This is a genomic window from Aerococcus christensenii, from assembly GCF_001543105.1.
Classification (GTDB): Bacteria; Bacillota; Bacilli; order Lactobacillales; family Aerococcaceae; genus Aerococcus; species Aerococcus christensenii.
Genome location: NZ_CP014159.1, coordinates 939,321 through 956,535 on the forward strand (window position 1 = coordinate 939,321; position 17,215 = coordinate 956,535).

A 17,215-nucleotide genomic window follows, 5' to 3' on the forward strand; every position below is an offset into this window, starting at 1 on the left:
GGTATGGATTTAGAAAGGTATTTTCAAAATTATATTTTTACAGAGAATGTGAAAAAGAGCTTAAGTAAGGGACATAGAGTTTTATATTTAGGCTTACAAGGGACAGCGAAGGCTTATGTTTGTCAAGCCATTGCTTCTTCAGCTAAAGGGCGAAAACTTCTCGTTATCGTAAACAATTTGCTCAACGCAGAGAAATTGAGTGAAGATCTCGCTAATTTTTATCCAGAAGATCGTATAAAAGTCTATACCACGCCGGAAACTGTTGTTGAGGATTTGGCGATTCAGAGTCCAGAAGCTTTAAGTGACCGTTTACAAGTGATGGAGTGGTTGGCTCAAGAGGATCAGGATGGTATTGTGATTTGTTCTTTATTTGCTTTGAAAAGGGCAGTTTTGCCACTCAAAGAGTGGAAAGAATGGACTTTATCTATTGAAAAGGGGCAAGACTTATCCGTTTCAGATCTTCAGGAGCGGCTGAATAGTTTAGGCTATGTACGTACGCAGGCAACTATGAAACCGGGAGAGATGAGTGTTAGAGGAGATATTGTAGATTGTTATCCCCTCCATCTGCCTTACCCTGTTCGCTGTTCCTTAGGTTTTGATGAAGTGGAGAAAATCACATACTTTGATCCTAATACGCAGAAAAGTATAGAAGAAAAAAACCGTGTGACGATTATCCCAGCTAAGGAATGGCTGATAAGAGGAGAAAACTTATCCCAAGCACTAAAGGATCTTCAAACCTATAAACGAAATTATTTAGCAAATCTTTCGGATGTAGAAGTTCGCGAACGATTAACTGCTGCTTTTGAGGAAGAAGAGCAAGTTTGGAAAGAAGGGAAAATCACTGAGAAAACGCCTTTCTTTTATCAAGCGATATGTTCTAAACAAGAAACTTTGTTAGATTATTTTTCGAAAGAAGATAGGATCGTAGTGGATGATTTGCCAAGATTACTGGAGATTAACCATGAAATTGATCAATCTGCGGCGCTCTTTTTCCAAGATAAGTTAGAACAAGGGCTTCTGCCAGGACTAGAAAACTACTATCAGAATTTTGCTGAAGTCATTCATCACGTTTCGCAACCTCTTTTTTATTTCGCACAATGGCAACGCGGGTATGGCAATATTCATTTTGATTGTGTTCATTCTTTTCAAACGCGGCCTATTACAACCTTTCACCAGCAGATGGAGAGTTTAAAAATAGAAATTGAAGCTTGGCTCAACAGGAAACGGACGGTCGTTATTTATATCAATCAAGCTGATAAGTTAAGAGAACTTGAAGAAACTTTAAATGCCTTATCGATTTTTTCGCAAGTGAGTTTGTCTGGAGAAATTTTTGAAGGGAAAGTGAATCTCCTTTTAGGACACTTGAATGCAGGTATTGAGTTTGTAGAAGGTCGATTGGTCTTAATGGGGGAAGGAGATATCTATCACAGTCAGCCAAAACGTCGGCGGCAGTTTTCCTCTGTCTTATCGAATGCAGAACGGTTAAAATCTTATCAAGAATTAAAACCGGGAGACTATGTTGTTCATATTAATCATGGAATTGGACAGTTTATAGGTATAGAAACACTAGAAGTGTTAGGAACACATAAAGATTATTTGACGATTATGTATGCCGATAAGGCAAGTATTCATGTTCCTATTGATCAAATGGACTTGGTTCAAAAATATGTTTCCTCTGAAGGTAAAGCTCCTCGTTTGAATAAAATGGGAGGCAGTGAATGGCATAAAACCAAGCAAAAAGTTAGTCGGCAGATTGAAGATATTGCAGATGATTTAATTGATCTTTATGCCAAGAGACAGATGGAAGAAGGCTATGCTTTCTCTCCAGATACTTCGGAACAAGCAGAATTTGAAGCGGCTTTTCCCTATGTGGAAACAGAAGATCAGTTACGCTCTATTCAAGAAATTAAGGCGGATATGGAAAAAATTCAACCCATGGATCGTTTGCTTGTGGGAGATGTCGGTTTTGGAAAAACAGAAGTAGCTATGCGGGCAGCTTTTAAAGCCTTAATGGATGGCAAACAAGTAGCCTTTTTAGTCCCGACGACTGTACTTGCTCAGCAACACTACGAAACGTTGAGTGAACGATTCAGAGAATATCCTTTTACGGTGGAATTGTTAAGTCGCTTTCGGACAACTTCTGAACAAAAAGAAGTGATTGCTGGCTTAAAGCAAGGAAGTGTGAATCTTGTTGTAGGGACTCATCGCTTACTTTCTCAAGATGTTTCATTTTTGGATTTGGGACTATTAGTCGTAGACGAAGAACAACGCTTCGGTGTGAAGGATAAGGAGCGATTAAAGAAGCTTCGGGAAAATGTGGACGTTCTTACCTTAACAGCAACCCCTATTCCTCGTACTTTAAACATGTCGATGATGGGGGTAAGAGATTTAAGTGTGATTGAAACGCCCCCAGCTAACCGTTATCCTGTTCAAACCTATGTAATGGAGCAGAATTATGGAGCGGTTAAGGATGCTATTGAGCGAGAATTAGCCCGAAACGGCCAAGTCTTTTATCTTTTTAACAATGTGAAAGCGATCCAAGAAAAGGCGTCAGAAATTCATCAATTGGTCCCAGAAGCTCGAGTAGCGATTGCTCACGGACGAATGACAGCTAATCAATTGGAAGAAGTCTTAATGGACTTCTTATCTGGAGATGATGATGTGTTAGTGACTACAACTATTATCGAAACAGGAATTGATATGCCGAATGTTAATACCTTGCTCGTTGAAAAGGCGGACCGCATGGGCCTTTCGACACTTTATCAATTAAGAGGAAGGGTTGGTCGGTCTAATCGAGTAGCTTATGCTTACTTTATGTATGAACCCAATAAAATGTTGAATGAAACGAGTGAAAAACGACTCATGGCCCTAAGAGATTTTACAGAATTAGGGAGTGGTTTTAAAATTGCTATGCGAGATTTATCTATTCGCGGAGCTGGGAATCTCTTAGGAAAACAACAACATGGCTTTGTGAATTCTGTGGGGTACGATCTTTTCCAACAAATGTTAGAAGAAGCGATTCAAAAGAAACAAGGTAAGTTGCCTAAGAAACGTGCCTTAATTACAGAATTAGATTTACAAGTGGATGCTTATATCCCGTCTACTTATATTTCAGATGAAAATCAAAAAGTGGAAATTTATAAACGGGTGAATCGCTTGACAACGATAGATGCAATGTGGGACTTAGATGAAGAATTATTAGACCGTTTTGGAGAACCTCCAATAGAAGTTCAGTGGCTCTTAAACGTAGGGGGGATTAAAGGGCTAGCGAGTCAAAATGGAATTGAAAAAATTCAGCAAAGAGGACATGCTCTGACTTTAATTTTTGCAAAACAAGAAGATCCACAAACACTTACTTCCGAAATTTTCCAAGCTTTATCTGATATTCCCATGAAAGTGCAAATGAAAATGGATGAGCAAAAATTAATGTTACAACTCAATACAGGAGAGTTAAAAGTAGATGCTTGGTTAGATTATTTAATACAATTTAATGACCGATTAAAAACGTTACATCAAAATAATCAGAAAAAAGAGGCCAATGAAAACAGCTAGACGAACAGTTTGTTTTATGTCTCAATAGAAAGAGGTAAACAGCGATGAGATTAGATAAATTTTTGAAATTAGCGCGTATTATTAAACGGCGAACAGTTGCCAAAGAAGTGACCGATCAAGGGCGGGTTCTGATTAACCAGCACCCAGCTAAATCCGGAAGTCAGGTTAAAGTAGGCGATCAAATTACGATTGATTTTGCCAATAAGGAATTAACGATTGAAGTTTTAGCCTTGATGGATTCTCCTAAAAAAGAAGAAGCAAGCAGTATGTACAAAATTCATTTGGAAAAATACAAAACAAACTCTGCTTATCCAGAATTTTATTAAAAATAGCCCCATATCAATCTTTGTGAAAAGAGTCGAAAAAAGGCGCTATACATTTATTAAAAATAAGGGTACAATTATAGAGATTACAAGAGGTTAGGAAGGATTCTTGAAATGCAGGCAGGAAATCAAAAAAAAGAGCACCGAATAACTTCCATATCACGTTATGCTAGCTCTAAAAATCTCAAAGAGACTTCTAGAGATCGATTGCATCGCTATGTGATGCGAACTATCTTAAGTGTATGTTTAGGAATTGCAGTTTTGTGTTTTGCAGGAGTCATTCACGGAGAAATAGCCTTAAAAGATTATCAGGCCCAAATTAAAGCTGCGGTAATGGCGCGAAATAATGAACAAAAACAGGTCGATCATTTGAAAAATCAAGTAGCGCTTCTTCATGATGATAATTATCTTTTGAAATTAGCGAGAGGACGTTATTATTTAAGCAAAAAGAATGAGATTATTTTCTCTACCCCAGAAGATAATGATTCGATTCAAGCTAAAAATCTCAATAAGGCCTATCTTCAAGCCCAAGAGAATCAAACAAGTAAATGATATTTAAAATAATCACAGGAGGATATGGAGTATAGATGACTATAAAAGTAGGAGACAAAGTAACTGGAAAAGTTACAGGAATTGTTAAATTTGGTGCGTTTGTGGATTTAGGAGAAGGAGAAAACGGACTGGTTCATATTTCAGAAATATCTGATAACTATATTAAAGATATCCATGATTTTGTAGCCGAGGGAGATGAAGTAACCGCAATTGTTACGAAAGTCCAAGAAGACGGCAAAGTGGCTCTCTCCATCAAGAAAGCAAAAGAAGATAATTTGAAGAAAGAGACTATTTCTGGAAAAGAAAATTTCCGTCACCCACGACAAACTTCAAAATTTAGTTCTAAAAAGCCTTCGAAAACAAGTGATTTTGATACCATGATGAATGATTTCTTAAAGGCAAGCGATGATCGTTTAAATGATTTAAAACGGAATACAGAAGGAAAGCGCGGTGGCCGAGGAGGTCGTCGGAGTTAAAAGAAACCGGATCTTCATCCGGTTTTTCTGCTTTAAGGGGTTGTTTTGTTTTAGGGAAGGAAGAAAAGAATGCTATTAGAAAAACTGAGTCGGCAATTAGAACAATTTTTACAAGAGGAAGATGCAGACTATTTTGAAAGTCAAAAGCCTTATGCTTTGGCAGTGTCGACAGGGGTAGATTCTATGGCCCTTTTGAAGGTGATGAAGCATTTATTTGATCGATTAAATCGCTCTTTTTTTGTTATTCATATTAACCATCGTTTACGGCAAGAATCTGAAGAAGAACAAGCGTATTTAATTCAATATTGTCAGAGAGAATCGATTGATTTAGTGGTAAGGATTTGGAAACATGCCCCTCTCAAAAGTAATATTGAAGGGCAAGCACGATGGTTTCGCTATCGAACCTTTGCACACGTATTACAGGAGAAAGGAAGTCTAAGACTCTTAACTGCGCATCATGCCGATGATCAAGTAGAGACGATATTGATGCGATTTTTAGATGGTTATGATTTATCTAGTTTACAAGGAATTCAGAAAAAATCGCCACTTTATACCTTCCCTAAAGCTCAAATCCTTCGTCCGTTTTTGACCGAATCGAAATTGAATTTTTATCAGTTGGTCAAGGAAGAAGGTGTGACCTTCTATGAAGATGAGAGTAATAAAGATGTGCACTTTAAGCGTAATCGCTTTAGACAAAAGATTTTACCGTATTTGGAGGAAGAGAGCCCGCATCTTAGAGAATACTTGTCTCAATTTGCCTATGATCTTCAAGGAATTCTAGAATTTGCTCAACCTGCTATAGAAAATTTTTGTCAAGAAACCCTTACGCTTAAAGAAGGGAAATGGGCGTTAGATATAGAATCTTTAAAGAGTCTTTCCGATTCTCAGCAAAGATTAGCCCTTAAGCAAGTTTTGAATAAGATAGCGCCTGAAGATTTTGGATCGTTTGGCCGACGGGGACAGGAGCAATTGCTGCAATTCTTGAAGGAAGGCGTGCCTCAAGGAACATTTGATTTGCCTGGACAGTGGCAAGTGGATAAGGTTTATCAGTGCGCCTATTTTTATGAACCTGGGCAAGAGGCTTCTCTTTTCAAAGCGCAAGTAGGTCTTTTAAAAGCGGGGCAAACCTATTGGATAGACGAAAAATGGGGAATAGCTTACGGAAAAACAGATTTAAAAGAGGCTGATTTATATCTTCCAGAAGAGTTAGGAGACCAAAAACTTTTGGTGAGACATCGGCAGGCAGGAGATTATCTTTTTTTACCTTCTGGTGATCGTCAAAAACTTCGTCGTTACTTTATTAACAACAAGTGGCCGGCAAAAGACCGCCAAGAAGCTTGGTTACTTGTCTTAGAAGATCGATGGGTGATTGGTATTCTTACAGCAAGTGGTGAGTGGAAATATCGCTATCCACTTTTTAAAGTTAAAGAAGAATTAAGCGGTTGGAAGATCAAAAGCCTTAAGAGAGCTTGTTATAACTTTTAATTTCCTTTAAATGTAAGAGGAAACTGTTGCGTATTGATTAGGACGTTTGCTACAATGAGTCATATTGAGTGCTAGGGAGGAAAATTTTCCTTCGGATTTAGCTCGAAAAAGGTTTCTAAAAAGGACAAAATTTTGATGACATAAGAACTGATTTTTAGAGACAAAAAAACTTTATTATACTTCATTCGCAAATAATGGTAGAATAAAGCAAGGATTTTAATAGAAATGGAGCGAAGACATGCAAAGAAAGCGACCGAAAAGACCGAAAAGCCTATTTACAAGTGGGTTGGTAATTATTGTCATTTTCTTAGCACTGCTTGGAATAGTGAATCTTTTTTCTAATGGAAGTGGTTCTAAGGCGACAGAAGAGATCAATCAATCTGAATTCTTACAAAAGTTAACGGATAAAAGAATTCAAAAAGTTCAAATCAAGCCACGAGCAGGCGCTTACGAAATTACCGGAGAATATCGTGAAAGGGAGCAAAAGACTGACCATACGACTTCCGGCAACATTCCAATTATTAACAATAAGAAACAAGAACCAGCCAATAAGTTTAGCGTTCATGTGTTAGCTAACGACTCCACGCTCGCTTTGATTAATAAGAAGGCACAAGAATCTGATACAGAAGTCGTTGCTTTAGAGAAAGATCAAACGAATATGTGGATTTCGTTATTGATGAATGCTCTTCCGATTCTGTTTTTCATCTTTATGATTTATATACTTACCTATTCTGGAGGTTCTGGGATGGGAAGAGGAAATCCAATGTCTATCGGCAAGAGTCGGGCAAAAGATGTCTCTAAAGTTTCGACAGTTCATTTTTCTCAAGTTGCCGGCTGTGAAGAAGAGAAACAAGAATTAGTAGAAATTGTTGACTTCTTGCGTAGTCCACAAAAATATCATGAAATCGGGGCGCGTATTCCAAAAGGGGTACTTTTGGAAGGACCTCCAGGAACAGGGAAAACTTTATTAGCGCGTGCAGTCGCTGGTGAAGCGGGCGTACCTTTTTATTCGATTTCTGGATCTGAATTTGTTGAAATGTTTGTAGGGGTAGGGGCAAGTCGTGTGCGTGACTTGTTTGATACTGCTAAGAAACACTCCCCATCCATTGTCTTCATTGATGAAATTGATGCGGTTGGACGTCGTCGCGGTGTAAGCACGGGTGGCGGTGGCCATGATGAGCGTGAACAAACCCTTAACCAATTATTGGTAGAGTTAGACGGATTTAATGAAAAAGATAACGTGATTGTGATTGCTGCAACCAACCGTTCGGATGTATTGGATCCCGCCTTACTTCGTCCAGGGCGTTTTGACCGCCAAATTTTAGTGGGAAGACCGGATGTTAAAGGGCGTGAAGCCATTTTGAAGGTTCATGCACGGAATAAGAAGTTATCTCAAAAGGTCAATTTAAAACGTCTTGCTCAACAAACACCAGGCTTTACAGGGGCAGAATTGGAAAATCTATTGAACGAAGCCGCCTTATTAGCTGCTAGAATGGATCGAAAAACTATTTCTGAAGAAGATGTAGATGAAGCTCAAGACCGCGTGGTAGCCGGACCAGCTAAACCAGGCCGTCAAAGCGGTAGTGATGAATTGAGAATGACTGCCTTTCATGAAGCAGGACATACAGTGTGTGGATTAGTCTTAAGCGACGCGCGTGTTGTTCATAAGGTAACTATTGTGCCGCGTGGACGTGCGGCGGGTTACGCTATTATGCTTCCAAAAGAAGATCAAGCCCAATTAACGAAGAAGACCTTGCGTGAGCAAGTGATTGGTCTATTGGGAGGGAGAGCGTCAGAAGAATTATTCTTCCATACACAATCTGCAGGAGCATCTAATGACTTCGAACAAGCAACCGCTATTGCGCGAGCAATGATTACGGAATACGGAATGTTTGAAGAATTAGGAACCGTATCTTACGAAGGAAACCATGGCATTAAAGGCAGTGTTTCTGGGCAAAAGACTTATTCTGGTGAAACGGCTGCTAAGATAGACCAAGTTTTACGTCAGTTTATGGATCAATGTTTAGAAGAAGCCAAAGAAATTTTAACCAAGCATAGTGATCAGGTAAAAGTGATTGCTGAGCACTTGTTAGAATTAGAAACTTTAAATGCTGATCAAATTAAGAGCTTATTTGATACGGGTGAATTACCACCAGAGAGTGAGGAAGAGGATCAAACAAATGAGCCTACTTCCTTTGAAGAAGCCAAAGAGAATCTAAAAAAAGCGACCACAAAGCGCCGGTTAGATAGTGAAAAATCAGACGGTAATCGATCGACTCTCCCAAAAGAAGAAGGGGAAGAGACCTCTGAAAAATAAGTCTTTAGATGGAAGCAGATAATTAGGAAGAAGCTCGAGCTTTAGAAGCTTGAGCTTTTTCGTACATTAAGAAGAATAGCGAAAAAGGAGTTTGAAAATGGAAGACCAATTGATTAAAGCCGTCGCTTATGATGGACAGGTGCGACTAAGTAGTTTAGTAGCCACGCACATGGTTCAGGAAGGCTGCCAAAGACACGATACTTGGTCAACAGCGAGTGCTGCTTTGGGGAGAAGTCTCATGGGAGGCGCTTTATTAGCTTCAGATATAAAAGATGATGCCATTATTACTTTGAAGATTATGGGCAATGGCCCTGTTGGTAAAATCTTAGTGACTGCTAATGGAAAAGGAGAAGTGAAGGGCTACTTAGACCAACCACATGTTAGCTTGGAAGAAAATTCGGAAGGAAAGTTGGATGTGAAAGGGGCTGTTGGAGAAGAAGGCAGTCTTACTGTGATTAAAGATTTAGGCTTGAAGGAGCCATTTTCAGGGCAAGTCCCTTTAGTTTCTGGGGAATTAGCAGAAGATCTAACTTATTACTTAGCAGTTTCTGAACAAATTCCATCTGCTGTAGGACTCGGAGTTTTAGTTAATCCTGATGAAAGTATTCAAGCCGCGGGAGGATGGATGATTCAGATGATGCCAGGAGCAACTGAGGAGACGATTCAAGCTGTAGAAGAAGCTGTCCAATCTCTTCCTCACGTCACTCAGCTGATAGAAGAGGGAATGGATGCTTCACAAATCGCAAATCGTCTCTTACCTCAAGGAGACGTCAAAATCTTGGATACAAGAACCGTTACTTTCCAATGCTCTTGTAGCAAGGAACGCTTTTCTAAAGGATTAATCAGTCTCGGAGAAAAAGAAATTCAACAATTAATAGACGAAGATGGGCAAGCAGAGGCCGTGTGCCATTTTTGTAATGAAAAATATGCCTATAATCGTCAAGAATTAGAGGATTTATTGGCTCTTTCGCGCTCATCCTCAGACAAGAAAAAGTGAAAAGGGCACCGTTGAAAAAGATGAGCTTTTGAGGAAGGCAGGGCCATGACTTTCTTTTTAGCGTGTTTTCTGATAAAATCAACAAGTATGTCAAAAGGAGAGAAGGAAAGAACCAATGATAAAGATAGGACCAATTGAAATTAAAAATCCTATTGCTGTGGCTCCTATGGCTGGAATCTCTAATGCCGCTTTTCGAACGATGGTCAAACAACAGGGAGCAGGCTTAGTGGTTTGTGAGATGATCTCTGACCAGGGAATCCATTTTCGAAATAAGAAAACATTGGAAATGTTGCACATTAAAGATGAAGAATGGCCGCTATCTGTTCAGATATTTGGTGGACATGCAGAATCTTTGGCTGAAGCGGCTCACTTTATCGAAACCCATACCAAAGCTGCTATTATTGATATTAATATGGGGTGCCCTGTTCAAAAGGTTGTGAAAACGGATGCTGGCTCTAAGGCCCTTTTGGATCCCAATGAAGTTTACCGACGGGTAAAAGCTGTCAAAGAGGCTGTTCATTTACCTGTAACGGTTAAAATGAGAACGGGTTGGGATGACCAACATATTTTAGCAGTAGAAAATGCATTAGCTGCCCAGGAAGCGGGAGCAAATATGATTGCTATGCATGGTCGCACCCGTGAACAACTCTATACAGGCAAGGCCAACTGGGAAATTATTAAAGAAGTGGCCAGTCATTTGAGCGTGCCATTCTATGGAAACGGGGATATTAGGACACCTGAAGAAGCAAATTTTGCGCTGGATAATTATGGCGTGGATGGGGTGATGGTCGGACGAGGCTGTTTAGGCAATCCGTGGGTGATTCATCGGATGGTTCATTATATTGAAACAGGAGAACTTTTACCTGAAAAAACAGGGGTTGAGCGAATTCAAGCGGCTTTGGAACACTTAGACCGTTTGGTTGCCTTAAAAGGAGAAAGAGTGGGCGTTAGAGAATTTAGAGGGATGGTGGCTTACTATCTAAAAGGAATTCCTCGCGCTGCTAAGGTGAAAGTGGCTTGTACACAAGCCGAAACAAAGGCAGAGGCTGATCAACTTTTAAATGATTTTAAAGCGTTCACAGCTTCTAGAGAAAAAGAAGTTCGCCCTAAACGCCTATCACGAGCGGAACGTCAAGCACAAAAAGAGGCTGAACAAAAGAATGTTTAAAAGAAAACTTGAAATTTGAATGAGAAACTGAGATTATAGACATAGTATTAGGAACTAGGGAGTGTTACGGAATGGCAAATGAAACAGAACACCATGAAGATATGAATGACCAAATGTTAGTCAGACGCCAAAAGGTAGAAGAATTAGAAAAAAATGGCTATAATCCTTTTGCGTCTGGTTTTGAACGAGATGCAGTCGCTCAAGATCTTCATGATAAATATGGGAACTTAGAAAAAGAAGAACTTGAAGATAAAGGGATTTATGTTCACCTTGCAGGACGTTTAATGACAAAGCGCGGCAAAGGGAAAGTAGGATTTGGTCATATTCAAGATATAAGTGGGCAAATTCAAATTTATGTACGTAAAGATGAAATTGGAGAAGAAGACTACACGAATATCTGGAAGAAATCTGACCTTGGAGATATTATTGGCGTATATGGTTTTGTTATGCGGACCAATACAGGGGAACTTTCTATTCATGTCAAAGAGCTCAAACACTTAACTAAAGCCTTACGTCCTTTACCAGATAAGTATCATGGCTTACAAGATAAGGAGCAAATTTATCGGCAACGGTATTTGGATTTGATTACCAATAGAGAAAGCTTCGATCGCTTCGTTAAGCGCTCTCATATTATTCGCGAAGTTCGTCGTTTCTTAGATGAACGCGGTTATTTGGAAGTAGAAACACCTGTTTTGCATAACATTCCTGGTGGAGCTAACGCGCGTCCATTTATTACCCACCACAACGCTTTAGATATGGATCTCTATTTGCGGATTGCTTTGGAACTTCATCTTAAACGTTTAGTGGTTGGAGGAATGGAAAAAGTTTATGAGATTGGTCGAGTATTTAGAAATGAAGGTATTGACCATACTCATAATCCTGAATTCACCCTCTTAGAAGTGTACACCGCTTATTCTACCATGTGGGATATTATGGATTTAGTTGAAGATCTCTATCGTTATGTCTCACAAACAGTTTTAGGAACAACAACTGTTACCTATGGAGAGGCTTCTCTTGATTTTGGAAAAGAATGGTGTCGGGTACATATGGTAGATGCTATTAAAGAGGTCTGTGGTGTAGATTTCTGGCAAGAAATGTCTGATGAACAAGCCCGTCAATTGGCGAAAGAACATCATGTAGAAATCAAGGAAACGGATGATTTCGGGCATGTCGTGAATGCCTTCTTTGAACATTATGTGGAAGAAACTTTAACGCAACCAACCTTTATATACGGACATCCAAAATCTATTTCTCCATTAGCAAGAACAAATGAAGAAGATCCACGGTTTACTGATCGGTTTGAAGCGTTTATTTGCGGAGCAGAAGCCGGAAATGCCTTTACCGAATTAACCGATCCAATTGATCAACGTCAACGTTTCGAATCTCAAGTAAGAGAACGCGAATTGGGGGACGATGAAGCGCAACATATGGATGAAGATTTTGTGGAAGCTTTGGAAACTGGTTTACCACCAACGGGAGGATTAGGAATCGGTATTGATCGTATGGTTATGATTTTAACGAATTCAGATTCCATTCGTGATATTCTCTTATTCCCAACTATGCGCAATAAATAGAAAATATTCTTTGACAATGAGGAATGGATGGGGCTCCATTCCTTTTTTTGTAGAGTTAAAAAGATATTTTATTAGTTATTGTGTAAGTTGTGTTACGCAGATGAAGAAAATGATTAAAATGATTTTTCAAGACAGCTTATAAAAATGTTGAGAAGGTCTTGACAGAAGAAGATGGAAATGTTAAATTAGACAAGGTGCTTTTTGTATACAGATTCCTGTAAAAGAACAGTCGTGCTGACTGATACATATGGCACAGATACAACGTCTGATAATCGATAGTTTTATCGGTTATTTCTTTTTCGTAAGAGATGACACACCAGGATGTGTGGCTTTAAAATGATTTTTTGGAAGGAGGAATAATAGTACATGCCTACTATTAATCAATTATTACGTAAACCTCGTAAATCAACCAAGGCAAAATCTAAATCACCTGCCTTAAATCGAGGCTACAACTCAATGAAGAAACAATCAACACATACAAATTCTCCTCAAAAGCGTGGAGTATGTACCCGTGTCGGGACGATGACACCTAAGAAACCTAACTCCGCTTTACGGAAATATGCGCGTGTTCGTTTATCCAACATGATTGAAGTAACGGCTTATATCCCAGGGATTGGGCACAACTTACAAGAACACAGTGTGGTATTGATTCGTGGTGGCCGTGTAAAAGACTTACCAGGGGTTCGTTATCATATTGTCCGTGGGGCTTTAGATACCGCTGGTGTTGATGAACGTCGTCAAGGTCGTTCTAAATACGGTACCAAGAAACCTAAGAAATAATTTTAAATCAGAAAGGAGGGCATTGAATGCCTCGTAAAGGACATATCGCTAAACGCGATGTATTACCAGATCCAATTTATAATTCAAAAATGGTGACCCGTTTAATTAACCAAATTATGCTTGATGGGAAACGTGGAATTGCTGGATCCATCTTATATAATGCTTTTGATATGATTAAAGAAGAAACAGGCAAAGATCCGATGGAAGTTTACCAAGAAGCTATGGAAAATATTCAACCTGTTTTAGAAGTTAAAGCTCGCCGTGTTGGGGGGGCCAACTATCAAGTACCTATGGAAGTTCGTCCAGAACGTAGCCGTACTTTAGCACTTCGTTGGTTAGTACAAGCAGCTCGTAGCCGTGGCGAAGGAACTATGCAAGTTCGTTTAGCTCGCGAAATTATGGATGCTGCTAATAATACAGGTGCTGCTGTTAAGAAACGTGAAGACACGCACCGTATGGCTGAAGCGAATAAAGCTTTCGCTCACTTCCGTTGGTAATAACTGCCCTGCTTTTTGCAGAGGGTTTGTTTATTAAAGAAAACTGAGCATATCATATAGAAAAGGAGAATGAAAGATGGCAAAAAGAGATTTCCCTCTTGAAAAGACAAGAAACATCGGAATCATGGCCCACATCGATGCAGGGAAAACCACTACAACCGAACGTGTCTTGTACTATACTGGTAAAATCCATAAAATTGGTGAAACTCACGAAGGTGCTTCCCAAATGGACTGGATGGAACAAGAGCAAGAACGTGGGATTACCATCACTTCTGCAGCTACGACTGCTCAATGGAAAGGTTATCGAGTAAATATTATTGATACCCCAGGGCACGTAGACTTCACAGTTGAAGTGGAACGTTCTTTACGTGTCTTAGACGGTGCGGTTACTGTTTTGGATGCACAATCAGGTGTTGAACCACAAACAGAAACCGTATGGCGTCAAGCAGATACTTACCATGTCCCACGTATTGTGTTTGCAAACAAGATGGATAAAATTGGTGCAGACTTCCTTTATTCTGTATCTACCATTAAAGATCGTTTAGGAGCAAATGCTCACCCTGTTCAATTACCAATCGGGGCAGAAGACAACTTCAAAGGAATTATCGACTTAGTTAAAATGAAAGCCGAAGTTTATGAAGATGACTTAGGAACGGTTATTGATGAAAGTGATATTCCAGATGAATACAAAGAAGAAGCTGAAAAATGGCGTACAGATTTAATTGAAGCTGTTGCTGATACTGATGAAGAACTCATGATGGCCTATTTAGACGGCGAAGAAATCAGCGAAGAAGAATTAAAAGCTGCTATCCGTAAGGCAACTTTGAATTTGGATTTCTACCCAGTTTTATGTGGCTCTGCCTTCAAGAACAAAGGGGTTCAAATGATGTTGGATGCTGTTATCGATTACTTACCAGCTCCTACTGATGTTCCTCCAATTGAAGCTCAAATGGCTGATGACCCAGATAAGACTTTTGAAGTGGTTGCTGATGATACCGCTCCATTCGCTGCTTTAGCCTTTAAGGTGATGACAGACCCATTCGTTGGACGTTTAACCTTCTTCCGTGTATATGCAGGAACTTTACAAGCAGGTTCTTATGTTCAAAATGCAACACGCGATACCCGTGAACGGGTTGGACGTATCTTATTGATGCACGCTAACTCCCGTTCTGAAATTGAAGAAGTCTTCTCTGGAGACATCGCAGCTGCTGTTGGTTTGAAGAATACCACAACTGGGGATACTCTATGTGATCCTAAGAACCCAATTATCTTAGAAAAAATGGAATTTCCAGAACCAGTTATTGAAGTTGCTATCGAACCAGATACCAAAGCTGACCAAGATAAGATGCAAATTGCTCTTGGTAAATTAGCTGAAGAAGACCCAACCTTCCGTGCTAATACAGACCATGAAACTGGTCAAACCATTATCGCTGGGATGGGTGAATTACACTTAGACATTATCGTGGATCGTTTGAAACGTGAATTTAATGTTGCCGCAACTGTTGGTGCACCTCAAGTTTCTTATCGTGAAACCTTCACCAAACCTGCTACTGCAGAAGGTAAGTTTGTTCGCCAATCTGGTGGTAAAGGACAATACGGGGATGTTTGGATTGAATTTACGCCAAACGAAGAAGGGGCCGGTTTTGAATTTGAAGACGCTATCGTTGGTGGGGTTGTTCCACGTGAATATATTCCATCTGTTGAAGTAGGTTTGAAAGATGCTATGGAAAATGGTGTCTTAGCAGGCTTCCCATTAGTTGACGTGAAAGCAAAACTCTTCGACGGGTCTTACCACGATGTCGACTCCAGTGAAGCAGCCTTCAAAGTCGCAGCATCTCTTGCTTTGCGTAATGCAGCTAAAGATGCCGGCGCTGTTATCTTGGAACCAGTGATGAAAGTTGACGTTGTTGTACCTAAGGACTACATCGGAGATGTTATGGGACACGTTTCTGCACGTCGTGGACGTATCGAAGGGCAAGAACCTCGTGGAAACGCAATTACTTTACACTCTTATGTTCCATTATCTGAAATGTTTGGATATGCAACCACTTTACGTTCAGCAACGCAAGGACGTGGTACCTTCACCATGACCTTCGACCACTACGAACCAGTTCCTAAATCTGTTGGTGAAGAAATCATCGCTAAATATGGAAAAGGTTCAGAAGAATAAAAAACTTAAATAAGAGACAGTCCTTGACTTTCTCAAGGACTATCTCATATAATAAAATTACTGAATCTATGATGTAAAATAGAAATTTAGTGTAAATTTTAGGAGGAATCATTAATAATGGCAAAAGAACATTTTGATCGTAGCAAACCCCATGTAAATATTGGTACTTTAGGACACGTTGACCACGGTAAAACAACCTTAACCGCAGCTATCGCAACTGTTTTAGCTAAAAAAGGCCTTGGTGAAGCTAAAGATTACGCTGCTATCGATAACGCACCTGAAGAACAAGAACGTGGTATTACCATTAATACTTCACATATCGAATATGAAACAGAAAATCGTCACTATGCTCACGTTGACTGCCCAGGCCACGCCGACTACGTTAAGAACATGATCACTGGTGCCGCTCAAATGGACGGTGCGATCTTAGTAGTTGCTGCTACTGATGGTCCTATGGCTCAAACTCGTGAACACATCTTACTTGCTCGTCAAGTTGGGGTTCCTTACTTCGTAGTCTTCTTAAACAAGACCGACATGGTTGATGACGACGAATTATTAGAATTAGTTGAACTTGAAGTTCGTGACTTATTATCTGAATATGGTTTCCCAGGAGACGAAATTCCAGTTATTAAAGGTTCCGCTCTTAAAGCTCTTGAAGGCGATGCAGATGCAGAACAAGCTATTGTAGACTTAATGGCTGCTGTTGACGAATACATTCCAACACCAGAACGTGATACCGACAAACCATTCATGATGCCAGTTGAAGACGTATTCTCCATTACCGGTCGTGGTACTGTTGCTACCGGTCGTGTAGAACGTGGTAAAATTGAAGTGGGTAACGAAGTTGAAATCGTTGGTCTTAACGAAAAATCTGAAAAGACAACCGTTACTGGTCTTGAAATGTTCCGTAAAACTTTGGACTATGCTGAAGCAGGGGACAACGTTGGTGCTTTATTACGTGGGATTACCCGTGACCATATTGAACGTGGTCAAGTTTTGGCACAACCAGGAACCATTACCCCTCACTACGAATTTGAAGCTGAAGTTTATGTTTTAACTAAAGAAGAAGGTGGACGTCACACACCATTCATGAACAACTACCGTCCACAATTCTACTTCCGCACAACCGATATTACCGGTGAAGTTATGTTACCAGAAGACACACCAATGGTTATGCCTGGTGACAACGTTACTATGCGCGTTAAATTGATTCACCCAATCGCTATCGAAGAAGGTACTAACTTCTCTATTCGTGAAGGTGGACATACTGTTGGTGCCGGTGTCGTTTCTAAAATTGATGCTTAATCATAGAGTTTGATGATGT

General features: G+C 39.8%; 13 protein-coding genes. All 13 read left to right on the plus strand.

Going from position 1 to position 17,215, the window contains the following annotated elements:
* Window positions 1-3 precede the first annotated feature (3 nt).
* The 13 genes from mfd to tuf all read left to right on the plus strand — a co-directional run bounded on the left by mfd (window position 4) and on the right by tuf (window position 17,196).
* Complete coding sequence (mfd, locus tag AWM71_RS04420) at window positions 4-3,552, plus strand: transcription-repair coupling factor (protein ID WP_060776826.1); 3,549 nt, start codon at window positions 4-6, stop codon at window positions 3,550-3,552.
* 44 nt (window positions 3,553-3,596) lie between these two features.
* Entirely contained in the window at window positions 3,597-3,878 is a 282-nt protein-coding gene (locus AWM71_RS04425; RefSeq protein ID WP_060776827.1) for an RNA-binding S4 domain-containing protein, read from the plus strand.
* A gap of 111 nt (window positions 3,879-3,989) precedes the next feature.
* A complete protein-coding gene (locus tag AWM71_RS04430; RefSeq protein ID WP_060776828.1) occupies window positions 3,990-4,427 on the plus strand; it encodes an FtsB family cell division protein in 438 nt (145 codons plus the stop codon).
* A gap of 35 nt (window positions 4,428-4,462) precedes the next feature.
* Window positions 4,463-4,903, plus strand: coding sequence for a S1 domain-containing RNA-binding protein (locus AWM71_RS04435; RefSeq protein ID WP_060776829.1), 441 nt, complete (start codon window positions 4,463-4,465; stop codon window positions 4,901-4,903).
* A gap of 69 nt (window positions 4,904-4,972) precedes the next feature.
* Window positions 4,973-6,388: a tRNA lysidine(34) synthetase TilS gene (gene tilS, locus AWM71_RS04440; RefSeq protein WP_060776830.1), complete on the plus strand. Its 1,416-nt coding sequence runs from the start codon at window positions 4,973-4,975 to the stop codon at window positions 6,386-6,388.
* A 238-nt stretch (window positions 6,389-6,626) separates the two neighbouring features.
* On the plus strand, window positions 6,627-8,705 hold the full coding sequence (ftsH, locus tag AWM71_RS04445; RefSeq protein ID WP_060776831.1) for an ATP-dependent zinc metalloprotease FtsH: 2,079 nt from the start codon (window positions 6,627-6,629) through the stop codon (window positions 8,703-8,705).
* 97 nt (window positions 8,706-8,802) lie between these two features.
* Window positions 8,803-9,702, plus strand: coding sequence for an Hsp33 family molecular chaperone HslO (hslO, locus tag AWM71_RS04450; protein WP_060776832.1), 900 nt, complete (start codon window positions 8,803-8,805; stop codon window positions 9,700-9,702).
* A 115-nt stretch (window positions 9,703-9,817) separates the two neighbouring features.
* Window positions 9,818-10,870, plus strand: coding sequence for a tRNA dihydrouridine synthase DusB (gene dusB / locus AWM71_RS04455; protein WP_060776833.1), 1,053 nt, complete (start codon window positions 9,818-9,820; stop codon window positions 10,868-10,870).
* Window positions 10,871-10,941: 71 nt separating this feature from the next.
* A complete protein-coding gene (gene lysS, locus AWM71_RS04460) occupies window positions 10,942-12,444 on the plus strand; it encodes a lysine--tRNA ligase (protein ID WP_060776834.1) in 1,503 nt (500 codons plus the stop codon).
* A 366-nt stretch (window positions 12,445-12,810) separates the two neighbouring features.
* The gene (gene rpsL, locus AWM71_RS04465; RefSeq protein ID WP_060776835.1) at window positions 12,811-13,224 is read left to right on the plus strand and encodes a 30S ribosomal protein S12; all 414 of its coding nucleotides are present in this window, start codon (window positions 12,811-12,813) and stop codon (window positions 13,222-13,224) included.
* 26 nt (window positions 13,225-13,250) lie between these two features.
* On the plus strand, window positions 13,251-13,721 hold the full coding sequence (gene rpsG / locus AWM71_RS04470; protein ID WP_060776836.1) for a 30S ribosomal protein S7: 471 nt from the start codon (window positions 13,251-13,253) through the stop codon (window positions 13,719-13,721).
* 76 nt (window positions 13,722-13,797) lie between these two features.
* Window positions 13,798-15,891: an elongation factor G gene (gene fusA, locus AWM71_RS04475; RefSeq protein WP_060776837.1), complete on the plus strand. Its 2,094-nt coding sequence runs from the start codon at window positions 13,798-13,800 to the stop codon at window positions 15,889-15,891.
* Between the two features lie 117 nt (window positions 15,892-16,008).
* Window positions 16,009-17,196 carry an elongation factor Tu gene (tuf, locus tag AWM71_RS04480; protein WP_060776838.1) on the plus strand — a complete coding sequence of 396 codons (1,188 nt, stop codon included), beginning with the start codon at window positions 16,009-16,011 and terminating at the stop codon, window positions 17,194-17,196.
* The last annotated feature ends 19 nt before the right edge of the window (window positions 17,197-17,215 follow it).